At 62.8% G+C, this 16,354-nt stretch carries 13 protein-coding genes; 4 read left to right on the top strand and 9 right to left on the bottom strand.

The annotated features are described in order from the left end of the window. Positions 1 to 14: 14 nt before the first annotated feature. Positions 15 to 509, bottom strand: coding sequence for a DUF1289 domain-containing protein (locus MKZ40_RS02805; RefSeq protein WP_175088607.1), 495 nt, complete (start codon positions 507 to 509; stop codon positions 15 to 17). 592 nt (positions 510 to 1,101) lie between these two features. Between MKZ40_RS02805 and acnB the strand changes: the two genes are divergently transcribed. Continuing rightward, the gene (acnB, locus tag MKZ40_RS02800; RefSeq protein WP_175088686.1) at positions 1,102 to 3,705 is read left to right on the top strand and encodes a bifunctional aconitate hydratase 2/2-methylisocitrate dehydratase; all 2,604 of its coding nucleotides are present in this window, start codon (positions 1,102 to 1,104) and stop codon (positions 3,703 to 3,705) included. A 163-nt stretch (positions 3,706 to 3,868) separates the two neighbouring features. Here the strand turns inward: acnB and MKZ40_RS02795 are convergent, their stop codons facing one another. Beyond that, positions 3,869 to 4,489 (bottom strand): porin family protein, encoded by a 621-nt coding sequence (locus tag MKZ40_RS02795; protein ID WP_175088606.1) that lies wholly within the window; start codon positions 4,487 to 4,489, stop codon positions 3,869 to 3,871. A 409-nt stretch (positions 4,490 to 4,898) separates the two neighbouring features. Between MKZ40_RS02795 and rraA the strand changes: the two genes are divergently transcribed. Then, positions 4,899 to 5,399, top strand: a complete 501-nt coding sequence (gene rraA, locus MKZ40_RS02790; RefSeq protein WP_043331314.1) for a ribonuclease E activity regulator RraA — start codon at positions 4,899 to 4,901, stop codon at positions 5,397 to 5,399. A gap of 91 nt (positions 5,400 to 5,490) precedes the next feature. Here rraA and MKZ40_RS02785 read toward each other — a convergent pair whose 3' ends face one another. Together MKZ40_RS02785 and ppsA are read right to left on the bottom strand one after the other, a co-directional pair. After that, on the bottom strand, positions 5,491 to 6,771 hold the full coding sequence (locus tag MKZ40_RS02785; RefSeq protein WP_217485792.1) for a dicarboxylate/amino acid:cation symporter: 1,281 nt from the start codon (positions 6,769 to 6,771) through the stop codon (positions 5,491 to 5,493). Positions 6,772 to 7,222: 451 nt separating this feature from the next. Beyond that, positions 7,223 to 9,610: a phosphoenolpyruvate synthase gene (gene ppsA / locus MKZ40_RS02780; protein WP_282627779.1), complete on the bottom strand. Its 2,388-nt coding sequence runs from the start codon at positions 9,608 to 9,610 to the stop codon at positions 7,223 to 7,225. A 395-nt stretch (positions 9,611 to 10,005) separates the two neighbouring features. Between ppsA and MKZ40_RS02775 the strand changes: the two genes are divergently transcribed. Next, the gene (locus MKZ40_RS02775; RefSeq protein ID WP_043331317.1) at positions 10,006 to 10,839 is read left to right on the top strand and encodes a pyruvate, water dikinase regulatory protein; all 834 of its coding nucleotides are present in this window, start codon (positions 10,006 to 10,008) and stop codon (positions 10,837 to 10,839) included. A 102-nt stretch (positions 10,840 to 10,941) separates the two neighbouring features. After that, positions 10,942 to 11,229, top strand: coding sequence for a pyrimidine/purine nucleoside phosphorylase (locus tag MKZ40_RS02770; RefSeq protein ID WP_166018755.1), 288 nt, complete (start codon positions 10,942 to 10,944; stop codon positions 11,227 to 11,229). 135 nt (positions 11,230 to 11,364) lie between these two features. Here MKZ40_RS02770 and MKZ40_RS02765 read toward each other — a convergent pair whose 3' ends face one another. The 5 genes from MKZ40_RS02765 to MKZ40_RS02745 form a co-directional block, all read right to left on the bottom strand. Continuing rightward, positions 11,365 to 12,744, bottom strand: coding sequence for an MATE family efflux transporter (locus MKZ40_RS02765; protein WP_175088605.1), 1,380 nt, complete (start codon positions 12,742 to 12,744; stop codon positions 11,365 to 11,367). A 120-nt stretch (positions 12,745 to 12,864) separates the two neighbouring features. After that, positions 12,865 to 13,278: a rhodanese-like domain-containing protein gene (locus MKZ40_RS02760; RefSeq protein WP_107336265.1), complete on the bottom strand. Its 414-nt coding sequence runs from the start codon at positions 13,276 to 13,278 to the stop codon at positions 12,865 to 12,867. Between the two features lie 62 nt (positions 13,279 to 13,340). After that, entirely contained in the window at positions 13,341 to 14,255 is a 915-nt protein-coding gene (gene mmsB / locus MKZ40_RS02755; protein ID WP_175088604.1) for a 3-hydroxyisobutyrate dehydrogenase, read from the bottom strand. Positions 14,256 to 14,340: 85 nt separating this feature from the next. Then, positions 14,341 to 15,525: an enoyl-CoA hydratase/isomerase family protein gene (locus MKZ40_RS02750; protein ID WP_175088603.1), complete on the bottom strand. Its 1,185-nt coding sequence runs from the start codon at positions 15,523 to 15,525 to the stop codon at positions 14,341 to 14,343. Next, entirely contained in the window at positions 15,522 to 16,340 is an 819-nt protein-coding gene (locus tag MKZ40_RS02745; protein ID WP_175088602.1) for an enoyl-CoA hydratase, read from the bottom strand. Before MKZ40_RS02745 ends, MKZ40_RS02750 begins: the two co-directional genes overlap by 4 nt. Between the last annotated feature and the right edge of the window lie 14 nt (positions 16,341 to 16,354).

Genomic DNA, 16,354 nt, shown 5'->3' with positions numbered 1-16,354 from the left:
AATTCATCATCACGTCAGTCTTTTGCCTCGTTCGCTTGCGTCTGCTGCTGACTGACAGGAGACACCTCAACGACGGAGTTCATATCATTATCGGCACGCTTTGCCGCTTCCACCATGATTTCATCGTTTATTCGGGCAAAAAGCTGTTCGGGCTCAAGTTCTCGCACATGGGCCAGTGGCGCGATGCCATACGCCGACAGGTCCTTGATGCGGGTGCGCCCGACGCGCAGCAGCTCAACGGCGCGTGACAGCGCCGATTGATCGGCACGAAAACGGATACGATGGCGTGTCAGCTGCTCGGCCAGTCTGGTGTCATCGGCGACACGCAGCCAACGGGCAGCGACCTGGCTGCGCAGCTCGTCCAGTTCCAGCATGCGTTGGGCACGCTGGTCACTGTCATAACCGAACCAGGCAAGGATCTCATGATCATGACGCTGGCAGCCGCGGCAGACGCTATCGCCGACCGTAGTGGAGCAGACACCTACGCAAGGAGAAAGAATACGGCTCATGTTGCCCTCGGGGGAGGCGGAAAGTGTGATTCGGGGTAGCCCCATCATACCGTGCGTACCCGAGAGCCGACAGCATCGCGCCATCGGTGCCAAAAGGGCATCTCGTCAGCGCCGCGCTGCGCCACTCCTCACGTCATTCATCGCGCCCTGCCATTGCCCCGGCGCTCCCTCTGAAGCCTCTTCCCTGACTCTCTCCCTCTTATTGCCTCGCTTCCTGCATCATGTCGGCTGCCCTTTACCGGCCGGCTGACTCTCCATGTCCTGCGCGGGTGACTCTTTATCTCGAATGGTGAGCACTCGCTGGGGGTCATCAGGGTAGCCTTATCGTGTTTACTCAACGTGATTTCCTGACAATCAGAAGCAATATCAGAATGTTACGTCGTAATGGGCGACCAAAGTCTCAGCCCCCGTCACTGAGCGCTCCTTAACATTGTCGACAAAGTTGAGTAGACTCGCATTCGCCCCGTAGCGCCTGATTCGCTCGCAATAAGACGCTTGAATTACCCGCAAGAAGCCTCGAGGTGCCCCGCCCTGCGTCTTCAAGACGACTGGCCCGCGCATTTCGACACGATTACAGATGAGGGTCTCCCACGTGCTTGAAGCCTACCGTCAACAGGTTGAAGAACGCGCCCAGCAGGGCATCCCGGCAAAGCCGCTGACTGCCGAGCAGACCGCAGAACTGGTCGAACTGCTCAAGAATCCGCAGGCCGGTGAAGAAGAGTTCATCCTCGATCTGTTCACCAATCGCATTCCCCCGGGCGTTGATGAAGCCGCTTACGTCAAGGCTGGCTTCCTGACCGCCATCGTACGTGGCGAAGCCGCTTCTCCGCTGATCGACAAGACACATGCCGTCAAACTGCTCGGCACCATGCAGGGCGGCTACAACATCGCCACGCTGGTCGAGCTGCTGGACGACGAAAGCCTGGCCAAGGAAGCCGGCGAACAGCTCAAGCACACCCTGCTGATGTTCGACGCCTTCCACGACGTCGCTGACCGCGCCAAGGCCGGCAACGCCGTCGCCCAAGCCGTGCTGCAGTCCTGGGCCGACGCCGAATGGTTCCTGTCCAAGCCGGCGCTGGCCGAGAAGATCTCGCTGGCCGTCTTCAAGGTGCCGGGCGAGACCAACACCGATGACCTGTCTCCGGCGCCTGACGCCTGGTCACGCCCGGACATCCCGCTGCACGCCAACGCGATGCTCAAGAACCCGCGTGAAGGCATCAACCCGCAGGAAGATGGCGTTGTCGGCCCGCTGGCCCAGATCGAGGAAGTGAAGGCCAAGGGCTTCCCGGTCGCCTACGTCGGTGACGTGGTCGGCACCGGTTCCTCACGCAAGTCCGCCACCAACTCCGTGCTGTGGTTCTTCGGCGACGACATCCCGTTCGTGCCCAACAAGCGCGCCGGCGGTTTCTGCATCGGCAGCAAGATTGCCCCGATCTTCTTCAACACCATGGAAGATGCAGGCGCCCTGCCCATCGAGATGGACGTCGAGAAGATGGCCATGGGCGATGTCATCGACATCTACCCGTACGAAGGCAAGGTCTGCCGTCACGACACCGATGAAGTCATCTCCACCTTCTCCCTCAAGACTCAGGTCCTGCTGGATGAAGTGCGTGCTGGCGGCCGTATCCCGCTGATCATCGGTCGCGGTCTGACCGACAAGGCGCGTACCGAGCTGGGCCTGGAGCCGTCTGACGTCTTCCGCCTGCCTGAGCAGCCGAAGGACACCGGCAAGGGCTTCACCCTCGCACAGAAGATGGTCGGCAAGGCCTGCAACCTGGAAGGCGTGCGTCCGGGCATGTACTGCGAGCCGAAGATGACCACCGTCGGCTCCCAGGACACCACTGGCCCGATGACCCGCGACGAGCTGAAGGATCTGGCATGTCTCGGTTTCCAGGCCGACCTGGTGATGCAGTCCTTCTGCCACACCGCTGCCTACCCGAAGCCGGTCGACGTCGAGACTCACCACACACTGCCCGACTTCATCATGAACCGCGGCGGCGTCTCCCTGCGTCCGGGCGACGGCATCATCCACTCGTGGCTGAACCGCATGCTGCTGCCGGACACCGTCGGCACCGGTGGTGATTCCCACACCCGCTTCCCGATGGGTATCTCCTTCCCGGCGGGTTCTGGCCTGGTGGCCTTCGCCGCCGCCACTGGCGTGATGCCGCTGGACATGCCGGAATCCATCCTGGTGCGCTTCAAGGGCGAACGTCGTCCCGGCATCACCCTGCGTGACCTGGTCCACGCCATCCCGCTGTACGCCATCAAGCAGGGCCTGCTGACCGTCGACAAGGCCAACAAGAAGAACGCCTTCTCTGGCCGCATTCTGGAAATCGAAGGTCTGGAAGATCTGACGGCCGAACAGGCCTTCGAGCTGTCCGACGCCTCTGCCGAGCGTTCCGCCGCCGGTTGTACCATCACGCTGTCCGACGAGAGCGTGACCGAGTACCTGAAGTCCAACATCACCCTGCTCAAGTGGATGATCGCCAACGGTTACGGCGATGCCCGTACCATCGAGCGTCGTATCGCGGGCATGGAAGAGTGGCTGGCCAATCCGAGCCAGATGCGTGCCGACAAGGACGCGGAATACGCCGAGATCATCGAGATCGACCTCTCCGAGATCGATCAGCCGGTGCTGTGTGCGCCGAACGATCCCGACGATGCCCGCCTGCTGTCCGACGTCGCCGGTCAGAAGATCGACGAAGTCTTCATCGGCTCGTGCATGACCAACATCGGTCACTTCCGTGCCGCAGGCAAGCTGCTCGAGAAGCAGCCGGCCGATAGCCTGAAGACCAAGCTGTGGCTGGCTCCGCCGACCAAGATGGACCAGCACCAGCTGACCGAAGAAGGTTACTACGGCATCTACGGCCGTGCCGGCGCGCGCATGGAAATGCCGGGCTGCTCACTGTGCATGGGTAACCAGGCACGTGTGGCCGCCAAGTCCACCGTGGTGTCCACCTCCACGCGTAACTTCCCGAACCGTCTGGGCGACGGCGCCAACGTCTTCCTGGCCTCTGCCGAGCTTGCGGCCATCGCGGCCGTGGTCGGTCGTCTGCCGACTGTCGAGGAATATCAGGGCTACATGGGCGAATTCGATGCCATGGCGGGCGAGATCTATCGCTACCTGAACTTCCATGAGATCGAAGAGTTCCAGAACGCCGCTTCCAACGTGATTCCGGTCACCCAGGAAGCCTGATCAGGCGGGGAGTCATGCTGCCCCCCCTGCATGGCTCCCCTCTGACAGCAGCATTGGCATCATGCAACTGGCGTCATGCCAGACAACGAAACGGGCCGCCCCTCAAGGGACGGCCCGTTTTTTTCATGCCTGCGACAAGCTTAGCGGATGCAAGGGCCCTACCTCAGAACTTGTAGCCGACCGAGGCGGTGAAGGCATCCACCTGATAATCACTGTCGAAGTCATAGCGCTCGTACTCGGCACGGATCAGGAACGGGTCCAGATTGACCTGTGCGCCGGCGCCATAGACCGGATCAAAGCCGTCGTTGTCCTTCAGGTCGACGCTGGAATTGCCCAGATTGCCATCGACATCGGTTTTCCACTTGGCCATCCCCGCCTTGGCGAACAGCGAGAAGTACTGACCGATGGGCAGGATACCCACCACGTTCACACCGTAGGCCTTGGACTCGAGCTCGGTATTGCTGAAGTCATTGCCCTTGAGCTGGACGGTGCCCAGGTCGGTATAGAAGGCCTCAGTGGCGAAGTACGGATTGTACTGATATCCCACGAAGGCCTTGTAGACGTTGTCGTCATCATCCACATCGAAGTCATCGCTGCCGGACTCGATGAAGTCACCGGCTTCATCGGAATCATCGTTCTCAAGGCTGGAGAAGCCGGTACCGGCACCGATGTAGAGCCCTTCGCTGGCATTGCCAGCCGCCTGAGCATGACCACTGAGCGCCAGAGCGAGAGCGGCGAAGGAAACGGTAGCCAACGGGGCGGCCAGAAGACGTGACTTGCTCATGTATTGCTCCTTGATCCAATGGGCGGCACAGGCAGCTGCCTGCCAGACACTGATGGCGAGACCGCGCCTGTCATGGGTTGAAGAGGCATCGTGGTAGATATAGAACAGTGTTTCAAGAGTGGCGTTTTGACTACTTGTGACGTCGCAAGCCGGCAACATCCGCCTGCCGCTGCCCTTTTGCGACCAGTTCGGCTGATCACCAGCTCAGTTGATTACCATTTCATCCAGCCGCCAGGCCGCTTGCCTACCAGCTAGCCTGTCGAGGCGCTGGTGTCACTTTGCCGCCAGGCCTTGGTAGAGATGCAAAGCCCTGGCGTATCGGGCATTCTCGGGGTTGTGGCATTGCAGCAATCATAGCGCTCCGTCCCTCAAGCGGCCCGCCTCGGCCGCCCAGCACAAGGAATCTGACATGACGCATCCCATCTCCACCCCCGACCTCTGCGATGAGTTCCCCGACGTGCAGGTGCTCGAGCCACTGTTCATCAATTACGGCGGCGTCGAGTCCTTCGGCGGCGAAGTCGTGACCATCAAGTGCTTCGAGGACAACTCGCTGGTCAAGGAAGCCGTCGCGGAGCCCGGCGCAGGCCGCGTCCTGGTCGTCGATGCCGGCGGCTCGATGCGCTGTGCGATGTTGGGCGACATGCTCGCCGAACAGGCTGCCAAGAGTGGCTGGGCCGGCGTGATCATGTATGGCTGCATCCGCGATGTGGATGAGATCCACGCCACCAACCTCGGCGTGCAGGCCCTGGGCTGCTACCCGCGCCCCAGCATCAAGCGCGGCGAAGGCCAGCGCGATATCCCGGTCACCTTCGCCGGCGTCACCATCGTGCCGGGCGACTACCTCTACGCCGACAACAACGGTGTCATCACCGCCAAGGAAGCGCTGATCCGTACCCAGCCGACTCCCTGAGTCGCCGTCTCGCGCCGCTGTGCGCGCCGCAATGAAAACGCCCCCGCAACCAGGCTGGTTGCGGGGGCGTTTCGCGTCCAGAGTCGCGGACTCAGCGAGTGCTGGCGGGCTCAGCGGCCTGTGAACCAGCTTGAGCACTGGCCTGAGAGGCCTCAGCCGCATCATCGGCACGCGCGAAGCGGTCCACCACGGCGGCGCAGGCAGCGTCACCAGTGATGTTGAGCGCGGTACGCGTCATGTCGAAGATACGATCCAGCGCGAACAGCAGCGGCAGGCCTTCGATGGGGATACCGGCAGCCAGCAGCACGGCGACCACCAGGAACGACGGCCCCGGTACACCGGCCTGGCCGATGGCACCCAGAGTCGCGGTGAACACGATGGCGGCGTAGGCGGAGAAGCCGAGATCGACATTGAAGACCTGGGCGAAGAACATCGCCACCAGCCCGTAATAGATGGCATTGCCGCTCATGTTGATGGTCGCGCCCAGCGGCAGCACGAAGGCAGAGGTGGCATTCTTGAGGCCCAGCTCCTTCTCGCAGACTTCCATGGTGACCGGCAGGGTCGCCATGGAGGACGCCGTGGACAGCGCGACGGCCTGCGGCTTCTTCATCGCGGACATGAAGCGACCCAGCGGCACGTCAGAGCCGAACTTGACCACCAGCGGGTAGAACACGAAGCCGTAGATGAGGATGGCGCCCATATAGACGAGGAACAGCTTCATCACCAGCGTCAGTACATCGAAGCCGAAGGTGCCGACGGCGTCCGCCATCAGGCCGAAGACGCCGATCGGCGCGATCAGCATCACCACGTTGATCATCCACACGAAGGCTTCGATGACGGTGTTCAGGCCTTCGATCAGCGGCTTGCCACGCTCACCGGTCTTGGACAGGCCAATGCCGAGGAACAGGCAGAACACCAGAATCTGCAGGATATTGGCATCGGTGAGTGCACCGAAGATATTGGTCGGCACCATGCCAAGAATGGTGTCCATCACGCCCGGCACGCTGCCCTTGTCAGCGTAGGCATTGGAGAACATGCCCTTGGCGCTTTCCAGGTCCACTCCGCTGCCCGGCTGGAAGACATGCCCCATCACCAGCGCCAGCATCACGGCCACGGCAGAGGTCAGCATGAAGAAGGCGAAGGTGGAGATACCGATCTTGCCGGCGGAAGGGCTGTCACCCAGATTGGCGGCTCCCGACACGATGGAGACCGCGATCAGCGGCACGACCAGCATCTTGATCAGGTGAATGAACAGCTCGCCCAGTGGCGCGAACATCGAGGCGTCTTCGCCCATGTACGCCCCGACACCGGCACCCAGGATCATGGCGATGACGACCTGGACGCCGATGTTTTTCCATAAAGACTGTTTCACGTTACGACTACCTTGGATTGTGTCTGAAAGGTCGGTTGTTGCGTGCCACCGCGTTGCTGGCTACCGGTGAGGCCTGCCGTCATGGTCACCTTGGATTCATGGTCGCCTTGGACTCATGGTCGCCTTGGACTCAGGGTTACCTTGAATTCATAGGCACCATGAATATTGTGGTCAGCAGGGTGGATGGGATTATAAATGACTGCCTTTTTTACATAAGGCAGAAGGATAATCCTTTAGTCGCGCAATCGAGATCGTTTTGTTGCTATTTGTTACTAACTGACGTCTTTGGGCCGCATTCTCCCCCATTGGTCTAATGTTTGAGCTGACCAATCTTTCAGGTTTCAGGCACGAAACGAAAAGCGCCCACCGCACGTCGAGTGCGATGGGCGCCCTGGGTGACAACGACCGTCTTCGCCTCAGCGCGTCAGATCACCGTCGTGGGGAGTCTGGGTCATACCAGCTCCTTGTCCGCCAGCATGAACCAGGTTTCCAGCACGGAATCCGGGTTGAGAGAGACGCTGTCGATACCCTCTTCCATCAGCCATTTGGCCAGCTCCGGATGATCCGACGGCCCCTGACCACAGATGCCGACATACTTGCCCTGCGCCTTGCAGGCACGGATCGCCATCGACATCAGCTGCTTGACCGCCGGGTTACGCTCATCGAAGAGGTGAGCGACGATGCCGGAGTCGCGATCCAGCCCCAGGGTCAGCTGGGTCAGGTCGTTGGAACCGATGGAGAAGCCATCGAAGTGCTCGAGGAACTGATCCGCCAGCAGCGCGTTGGTCGGCAGCTCGCACATCATGATGACTCGCAGGCCGTTCTCGCCGCGTACCAGACCATTCTCGCCCAGCAGCTTGATGACCTGCCCCGCCTCGCCGGTGGTGCGCACGAAGGGCACCATGATCTCGACGTTGGTCAGCCCCATCTCGTCACGCACGCGCTTGAGAGCACGGCATTCCAGATCGAAGCAGTCACGGAAGGTGTCGGACACGTAGCGCGAGGCGCCACGGAAGCCCAGCATCGGGTTCTCTTCGCCCGGCTCGTACATCTTGCCGCCGATCAGATTCTCGTACTCGTTGGACTTGAAGTCCGACATGCGCACGATGACCTTCTGGGGGTGGAAGGCGGCCGCCAGGGTGGAGATGCCCTCGACCAGCTTGTCGACGTAGAAGTCGACCGGGCTTGCGTAGCCTGCAGTGCGCGCATCGATGGTCTGCTGCAGATCGATGGGCAGGGTAGCGTAGTCGAGCAGCGCCTTGGGGTGCACGCCGATCATGCGGTTGATGATGAACTCGAGACGCGCCAGCCCCACACCGGCATTCGGCAGACGCGAGAAGCTGAAGGCGCGGTCCGGGTTGCCGACGTTCATCATGATCTTGAACGGAATCTCCGGCATCTCGTTGACGCTGGTGACGGTGCGATCGAAGTTGAGGATACCGTCATAGACGTGGCCGGTATCGCCTTCGGCGCAGGAGACCGTCACTTCGCGGCCTTCGGCGAGCACCGAGGTCGCGTCGCCACAGCCGACCACGGCCGGGATACCCAGCTCACGCGCGATGATCGCCGCGTGGCAGGTACGTCCACCACGGTTGGTGACGATGGCGGAGGCGCGCTTCATGACCGGCTCCCAGTCCGGATCGGTCATGTCGGTGACCAGCACGTCGCCGACCTGCACCTTGTCCATCTGCTCCGGGTTGTCGATCACGCGCACCGCACCCTGGCCGATACGCTGGCCGATGGCACGTCCGGTGACCAGAGTGCGGCCCTTCTCGCGCAGCTGGAAGCGCTCGAGGTTGCCGCCCTCTTCCTGGCTGACGACCGTTTCCGGGCGCGCCTGAACGATGTAGAGCTTGCCGTCGTCACCATCACGCGCCCATTCGATGTCCATCGGACGCTGGTAGTGCTTCTCGATGATCATGGCCTGGCGCGCCAGTGCCTCGACATCGGCATCGCTGATGCAGAAACGGTGGCGGTCCGGCACCGGCACGTCGACGGTCTCGACGGAACGGCCCGCACTGGTGTCGTCGGTGTAGACCATCTTGATCAGCTTGGAGCCCAGGTTGCGGCGCAGTACCGCCGGGCGGCCGGCGGCCAACGTGCTCTTGTGGACGTAGAACTCGTCAGGATTGACCGCGCCCTGCACCACGGTCTCGCCCAGGCCCCAGGAGCCGGTGACGAAGACGGCGTCGCGGTAGCCGGATTCGGTGTCCAGGGTGAACATCACGCCGGAAGCGGCCGTCTCGGAGCGCACCATCTTCTGTACGCCGGCAGACAGCGCGACCAGTGAGTGATCGAAACCCTTGTGCACGCGGTAGGAGATGGCGCGGTCGTTGAACAGTGACGCGAACACCTCGTGAACTGCACGCTTGATGTTGTCGAAGCCTTCGATGTTGAGGAAGGTTTCCTGCTGACCGGCGAAGGAGGCGTCGGGCAGATCTTCCGCAGTGGCGGAAGAACGCACGGCGACCTTCAGGTTCGGGTGCCTGGCCTGAAGCTCGGCATAGGCACGCTCCATCTCGGTCTCGAAGGCCGGCGGCAGCGGCGTATCGATGATCCACTGACGAATCTCGGCACCGACGCGCGCCAGCTCGACCACGTCATCGACATCGAGGGCATCGAGGGCGGCATTGATACGCTTGTCGAGGCCTTCGTGAGCCAGAAACTCGCGATAGGCATAGGAGGTGGTCGCAAAGCCGCCGGGCACGGTGACACCGGCATCGGCCAGATTGGAGATCATCTCACCGAGCGAGGCGTTCTTGCCGCCAACGCGATCAACATCGTTCATGCCGAGCTGATCGAAATCGACGACGTATTCGGATGTGGCTTGCTGTGACAAGGGAACCCCCTGGTACCAATGGATGGAAACGAGTGACCGATGGAGGACGATGAACCGCCTTCCGTTCAGCAATGACGCCACCCTAACAAGCTCTCTCTAGCATTAGCCATTGGTCTAACCGGCTAGTCAGTGGAGGAGGACTACAACCCTGAGCCTGTTCCAGACGTTCTGCCCCCATCGTCGGCGAACATGTCGACAAGCCAGAGATGGCCGCTACAGGAATGTAGTCATGAGGCGCTTTGGTGGAGAACGGGAACACGGGATTTCTCATATCGCGCCACTGGCCCTGTGCCGGATATTGCAAGCGCGACAGTGAACACCGACACTTGGGATCTTCACGGGGCAACAGCCTGAGCGGGCTGGTGTCTTCGATTCGTTCTTCACGAGTGCCCGTCATGACCCGAACCGCCTTCTTCATTTCCGATGGCACCGGCATCACCGCCGAGACACTGGGACGCAGTCTGCTCGCCCAGTTCGAGAATACCGACATCCGCATGGTGACCAAGCCCTACATCGATTCGGCCGAAAAGGCGACGGCACTGGTCAAGGCCATCGAGAGCGCACATGCCAACGACGGCGAGCGCCCGATCATCATCGACACCATCGTCGACCAGAACATCCGCGACATCATCTCCGAGTCCTCCGGTTTCAAGGTCGACATCTTCTCGACCTTCCTCAAGCCGCTGGAAGAGGAACTGGACACCCACTCGTCCTACAGCGTCGGCAAGACCCACTCCATCGGGCAGGACGATGTCTACATGAATCGCATCGATTCGGTGCATTTCGCCCTCGACAACGATGATGGCGCGCGCACGCATCAATACGACAAGGCCGACGTCATCCTCATCGGCGTCTCACGCTGCGGCAAGACGCCGACCTCGCTGTATCTGGCGCTGCAGTTCGGTATCCGCGCGGCCAACTATCCACTGACCGAGGATGACCTGGACGAGTCCGGCACCCTCAAGATGCCCGCCTCACTGGCGCAATATCGTCACAAGCTGTTCGGGCTGACCATCGACCCGCGCCGTCTGGCCGCCATCCGTACCGAGCGTCGCCCCAACAGCCGCTACTGCTCGATCGACCAGTGTCTGCAGGAAGTCGAGCAGACCGAGGCACTCTTCCGCCGCTCCAAGGTGCCCTACATCGATACCACGCGCTTCTCGATCGAAGAGATCTCCACGCGCATGATCGCCGAGACCGGCCTGGCGCGCCGCTTCTCACCGCGCTGACCTCGACGCCAGGTCATCACTAATCGAACAACACGACACACGTCGGCCACGACGACAGACATCGACCACAACAACAGCGCTACTCACCCAGGAAGTCCTCCCATGTTCAACACCAACCACTACTTCGACGGCCAGGTGGCCTCCATCGCCTTCCAGAGCGCAGACCTTCCTGCCACGGTCGGCGTGATGGCCATCGGCGAATTCGTGTTTTCCACCAGTCAACGCGAATACATGACCCTGATCAGCGGCGACATGCAGGTACTGCTGCCGGGCGCGGAAGAGTGGTATCAGCTCGCCGCCGGCGAAAGCTTCATCGTCGAAGCCAACCAGAGCTTCGAGGTGCGCACCACGGTCGAGTCCGCCTATCTGTGCAAGTATGAAGACGCTTAAGGCACTGGAAAACAACCGCCTGAGGCACTGGAAAACAGCCGCCTGAGGCGCTGAAAGCCAGGCATGAAAAAGCCGCCGTGACCCGAGAGGGTACGGCGGCTTTTTCGTCACGACAGCGGCTTCTCGATACCAGGCTCAGGCCCGCTGCCTGAGGACCGAACGCAGCGCCAGATAACTGATGCCACCCATCAACAGGTAACTTGTCGCTACCCCGGCAAAGATGCCGATCACGCCATACAGAGCGCCGCCCAGCCAGGCCAGCGGCACCAGCAAGGCGAACAGACGCACCAGCGAGAGCATCATCGCGCGGCGTGGCTTGTGCAGCGCATTGAGGCTGGAATTGGCGAGAATGATCACACCCTGGGCCCCGAGTGCGGCGGGAATCAGCCACAGATAGGTACTGACCAGCCCCGCGACCTCCTGACTCTCGGCGAAACGCGCCGCGATCCACTCGCCGCCCAGCCCGAGTCCCAACCAGACGACCAGCTGCCAGACGAGAATGAAGGCCAGCACGCCATGGATGGCGCGCCACACGCGCTTCTGCTGCCCGGCACCATCGTTCTGGCTGATGAAGGGCGACAGCGTCATGGACAGCGCCAGCACCAGAATCAGGGCCAGCGACTCGATGCGTGAGCCGATACCGTAAGCCGCCACCGCTGCGTGGCCATGCTGACTGACGATACGTGTGACCAACGCGGTGGCAATCGGCGTCATCACGCTGGTCAACGCGGCAGGCAGACCGATCGCCCCGATCTCGCGCCATGACGTCACCAGCCGCATCACGCTCAGGTGACGAAAATCGAGCCGCGCGCGCAGTAGTGGCAATGCCAGCAAGCCCAGCGTCATCGCAAGCCACGACAGCACCGTGGCCAGCGCCGCACCCGCCACGCCCATGCCCTGCCAGCCACTGATACCGAAGATCAGCAGCGGGTCGAGCAGCGCATTGAGTACACCCGCCGCCGCCATCACCAGCGAAGGCACCAGCGTATTGCCCTCGGCGCGCAGCACGCTGCCCAGCACACGCGGCAGCAACACGAAGGGCGCGCCGAAATACCACACCTGCATGTAGTCGCGGATATGCGGCATCAGGGTGTCATCGGCTCCCAGCAGCCCGAACAGCGGCTCGATGCTGGCAAGCCCCGACACCAGCATCACCAGCCCCAGCAGCAGCCCCAGCAGACTGGAATCCGTGGTGCGCGCCTTGACGGTCTCGAGCTCGCCTCGTCCCAACCGACGCCCCACCACTGCGGTGGTGCCGATGGACAGCCCGATGGCGATGCTGATCACGCCGAAGGTGACCGGGAAGGTCATGGTCACCGCCGCCAGCTCCGCGGTGCCCAGCTGGGCGATGAACCAGGCGTCCACCAGGTTGAACAGCATCATGGTGACGATGCCGCCGATCACCGGCCCCGTCATGCGGGCCAGCGTCGAGGCAATCGGGTCACGCAGCAGATCACGCGTACCACGCCGAGACGAGGCATGTTTGGGGGTGACAGGGGTAGCAGGGTCAGGCATACAGGCTCCGGACAGAAAACGACCCCGACCGGCGAGGCGCCAGCGGGGTCGAACAGTGTAAAGCATCAGCGTGTCAGGTGAGGGGCAACGCTGGATCGCGCCGAGCCTCCCCGCGCGGCATCAGTTGCCCTGCATGAAGGGCGAGACGACCTCTCCCCCCGCCTCACGCCAGGCCGCGAAGCCGCCACCCAGATGGGCCACCGGCCCGAAGCCCATGTCCTTGAGCGACTTGGTGGCCAGTGCCGAGCGTAGCCCGCCGGCACAGAACAGCACATAGCGCCCTTCGCGCGCGAAGTCGGCACGGTGATAGGGCGAGGCCGGGTCGACCCAGAATTCCAGCATGCCGCGCGGCGCGTGGATGGCGCCGGGGATGCGCCCTTCCCGCTCCAGCTCACGCACATCGCGGATGTCCACCAGCGTCAGAGGCGTGCCGCCAGCGCGGGCCTCTTCCAGCGCCTCACGCAGCTCACGGGGCGACAGGGTCTCGATCTCCGTCTCGGCGGCTGCCACCAGCTCACTGACCGGTCGAATCATGGGGTGCTCCTTGCAGATGATGTTGTCCTGGGATGCCTGTCAGCGACTGGCGACGTGACAGTTCACGCCTCCGCCTCGCCGCAGCGATAGAAGCGCTGGATGCTCGAGAAATCGAGGCGCCCTGCGCCCTGGGCGGCATGCTGGGCGAACAGATTACGCGCCTGGGAGCCCATTGGCACCGCCGATTTCGAGCCCAGCGCCATCTCCCAGGCAAGGCCGAGATCCTTGGCCATCAGGTCGACCAGGAAACCACCCTGATAGTCATTGGAGGCCGGCGCCGCCTCCATCACCCCAGGCCAGGGGTTGTAGACGTTGAGCGCCCAGTTGCCGCCGGATGACTGCTTCATCACCTCCGAGAGCACGGCCGGGTCCAGCCCGTTCTTGACCCCCAGCGCCAGCGCCTCGGCGGTTCCGCTCATCAGGATACCCAGCAGCATGTTGTTGCAGATCTTGGCGACCTGACCGCTGCCGGCCGGGCCTGCATGGAACAGATTCTTGCCCATCACTTCCAGCAGCGGCATGGCACGCGCATAGCCGTCGGCCTCGCCGCCGACGATGAAGCTCAGCGTGCCGGCACGCGCACCACCGACCCCGCCGGACACCGGGGCATCCATGAAGGTGATGCCACGCTCGGCGGCGTGGCGCGCGACCAGACGGGCATCATCCGGCGCGATGGTCGAGGCGTCGATCACCAGTACCGAGGCGTCGAGCGTGGCCAGAAGCCCCCCCGCCCCGTCTTCCTTGTCACCCAGATAGAGCTTTCGCACGTGCTGGCCGGCCGGCAGCATGCTGATCAATACCTCGGCCCCCTCAGCGACCTCGCCGGGAGATGCCGCGCGGGTGGCGCCCGCCTCGACCAGTTCGCTCATGGCCGACTCGACCAGATCGAAGACCCTTACCGCATGGCCAGCCTTGACCAGATTGAGCGCCATGGGCCCGCCCATGTTGCCGAGTCCGATGAAACCGATGGATGTCATGGCAATGCTTCCTTGTGAACAGATTCTTGTTGTCATTGGCGTACAGCAGCAAGTCTGCGCCTGCCGCCTTTGCTGAAAAGCGCGCTCAGAGGTCCATCAGCGGATGCTCATCCTCTTCCCATAGCGGTGCGAAGAAGCCATCGATGTATTCCTCGGAGACCTGGGCGATCGAGGCATAGGCCCACTGCGGCTGCTTGTCCTTGTCGATCAGCAGGGCGCGCACCCCTTCGGCAAGCTCGGTACCCATGCAGCAGCGCACCGACAGGGTCAGCTCGTCGCGGAAGGCTTCCGCCAGCGAGGAGTGGCGATGGCGCCCCAGCATGCGAAATACCAGATGCGGTGAGCTGGGGCAGCCGGCCAGCAGACGCTCGCGGTTGGCGTTCAGCCACGCGTTGCAGTCACTGCGCGCCTGGGGGTCATCGAGGATCCGCTGGCAGGCCTGCAGCACTTCGCGCCCGGCGACCAGCTGCTGAATGTGATCGAAGAGCGGCAGCACCTGCCCCGGCGGTGCCAGTTCGCGGCGCTCGAACTCGCTCAGCACCTGGCTCAGATGACGCGACGGGTGACGACCGAATTCCCCCTCGCACAGCGCCTGCTTGAGCGCCTCGCGTTGCTCATCGGGAATCAGGCGTGTCGCAAGCCCCAGATCCAGCGCATCGCGGGCATTCAGCTGTGCGCCGGTCACGCCGAGATATTCTCCGATGCCACGCGGCAGGCGGTTGAGCAGCCAGCTGGCACCGACATCCGGGTACAGGCCGATGCTGACTTCCGGCATCGCCAGTCGCGAACTCTCGGTGACCACGCGCTCACAGCCGCCGGCGAACAGCCCCATGCCGCCACCCATCACGATGCCACCCCCCCACACCAGCAGCGGCTTGGGGAAGGTATGCAGCCGGTGATCGAGCCGATATTCGGCAGTGAAATACCGGGTGGCGAAGAAATCATCCAGCGCCTCGAGGGGGTCTTCGCCTTCACTGGCAGGCGCCGTGGTCATCGCCTGATAGAGCGCCACGATATCGCCACCGGCACACAGCGCACGCTCGCCGGCACCTTCCAGCCACACCATGGCGATGCTGCTGTCCAGCTCCCAGACATCCAGCTGCGCCTCGATGCGCTCGATCATGGCCAGCGACAGCGCATTCAGCGAGCGCGGCGCGTTCAGACGCACGATGCCCAGCTGCTTGCCGTCGCGGGCGCGACGCGTCTCGAACACCACAGGCGCCTCGACCTCGGTCGCGGCCCTGGCGGTGACACCTTCTATCTGGCTCATGAGCGCCCTCCTTCCTTCGCCTCTTCCTGACGCGAGACCCATTGCGGGGCGCGCTTCTCGAGGAAGGCACTCACGCCTTCCTTCTGGTTGGGGTCATCGAACAGCTCGACGAACAGCTCGCGCTCCATGCGCAGGCCATCGCTCATGCCGCGATGGCGCGACGACATGATCAACGCCTTGCAACGTGCCACTGCGCTCGGACTCTGGTTGGCGACGCTCTCGGCGATCGCCAGTGCGCGCTCGAGGCTCTGGCCGGTCTCGACCACCTCTTCGGCCAGCCCGATGCGACCGGCGGTCCCGGCGTCCACCTGTTCACCACACAGAATCATGCGCTTGGCCCAGCCTTCGCCGACCAGCCACGGCAGGTGCTGGGTGCCGCCCGCGCACGGCAACAGCCCCACCTTGGCCTCCGGCAGCGCCAACCTGGCCTGACGCTCGACGATACGCATGTCACAGGCCAGCGCGCACTCGAGCCCGCCGCCCATCGCGTAGCCATTGACGGCGGCGATCGTCACGCCCGGGAAGTTGGCGAGCCGCTCGAAGGCCAGCCCGAAGCGGCGTGCCATGGTGGCGGCGACGCCCTTGTCACCATCGGCGAAGGTCTTGAGATCGGCACCGGCAGAGAAGAACTTGTCGCCCTCACCGGTGATCACCACGGCACTTATGCTGCCATCGCCCTCCAGCTCGTCGAGCAGCTGCTCCAGCTCGATCAAGGACGCTTCCGTCCAGGTGTTGGCCGGCGGGTTGTTGATGGTGACCCGGGCGATATGACGATCCTTCTCGAGAACGAGGCATGGCCCTTGACTGGATGACATCATGTAACTCCCTG

It is taken from the genome of Cobetia sp. BMC6 (assembly GCF_029991385.1).
Taxonomy (GTDB): Bacteria; Pseudomonadota; Gammaproteobacteria; order Pseudomonadales; family Halomonadaceae; genus Cobetia.
This window is presented reverse-complemented; position numbering and strand designations above follow the sequence as displayed.

Excerpts from the sequence above, each read along its gene's own strand:
- MKZ40_RS02805 (WP_175088607.1), bottom strand. The coding sequence starts at position 509 with ATGAGCCGTATTCTTTCTCCTTGCGTAGGTGTCTGCTCCACTACGGTC.
- MKZ40_RS02795 (WP_175088606.1), bottom strand. The coding sequence starts at position 4,489 with ATGAGCAAGTCACGTCTTCTGGCCGCCCCGTTGGCTACCGTTTCCTTC.
- rraA (WP_043331314.1), top strand. The coding sequence starts at position 4,899 with ATGACGCATCCCATCTCCACCCCCGACCTCTGCGATGAGTTCCCCGAC.
- MKZ40_RS02775 (WP_043331317.1), top strand. The coding sequence starts at position 10,006 with ATGACCCGAACCGCCTTCTTCATTTCCGATGGCACCGGCATCACCGCC.
- MKZ40_RS02770 (WP_166018755.1), top strand. The coding sequence starts at position 10,942 with ATGTTCAACACCAACCACTACTTCGACGGCCAGGTGGCCTCCATCGCC.
- MKZ40_RS02765 (WP_175088605.1), bottom strand. The coding sequence starts at position 12,744 with ATGCCTGACCCTGCTACCCCTGTCACCCCCAAACATGCCTCGTCTCGG.
- MKZ40_RS02760 (WP_107336265.1), bottom strand. The coding sequence starts at position 13,278 with ATGATTCGACCGGTCAGTGAGCTGGTGGCAGCCGCCGAGACGGAGATC.
- mmsB (WP_175088604.1), bottom strand. The coding sequence starts at position 14,255 with ATGACATCCATCGGTTTCATCGGACTCGGCAACATGGGCGGGCCCATG.
- MKZ40_RS02750 (WP_175088603.1), bottom strand. The coding sequence starts at position 15,525 with ATGAGCCAGATAGAAGGTGTCACCGCCAGGGCCGCGACCGAGGTCGAG.
- MKZ40_RS02745 (WP_175088602.1), bottom strand. The coding sequence starts at position 16,340 with ATGTCATCCAGTCAAGGGCCATGCCTCGTTCTCGAGAAGGATCGTCAT.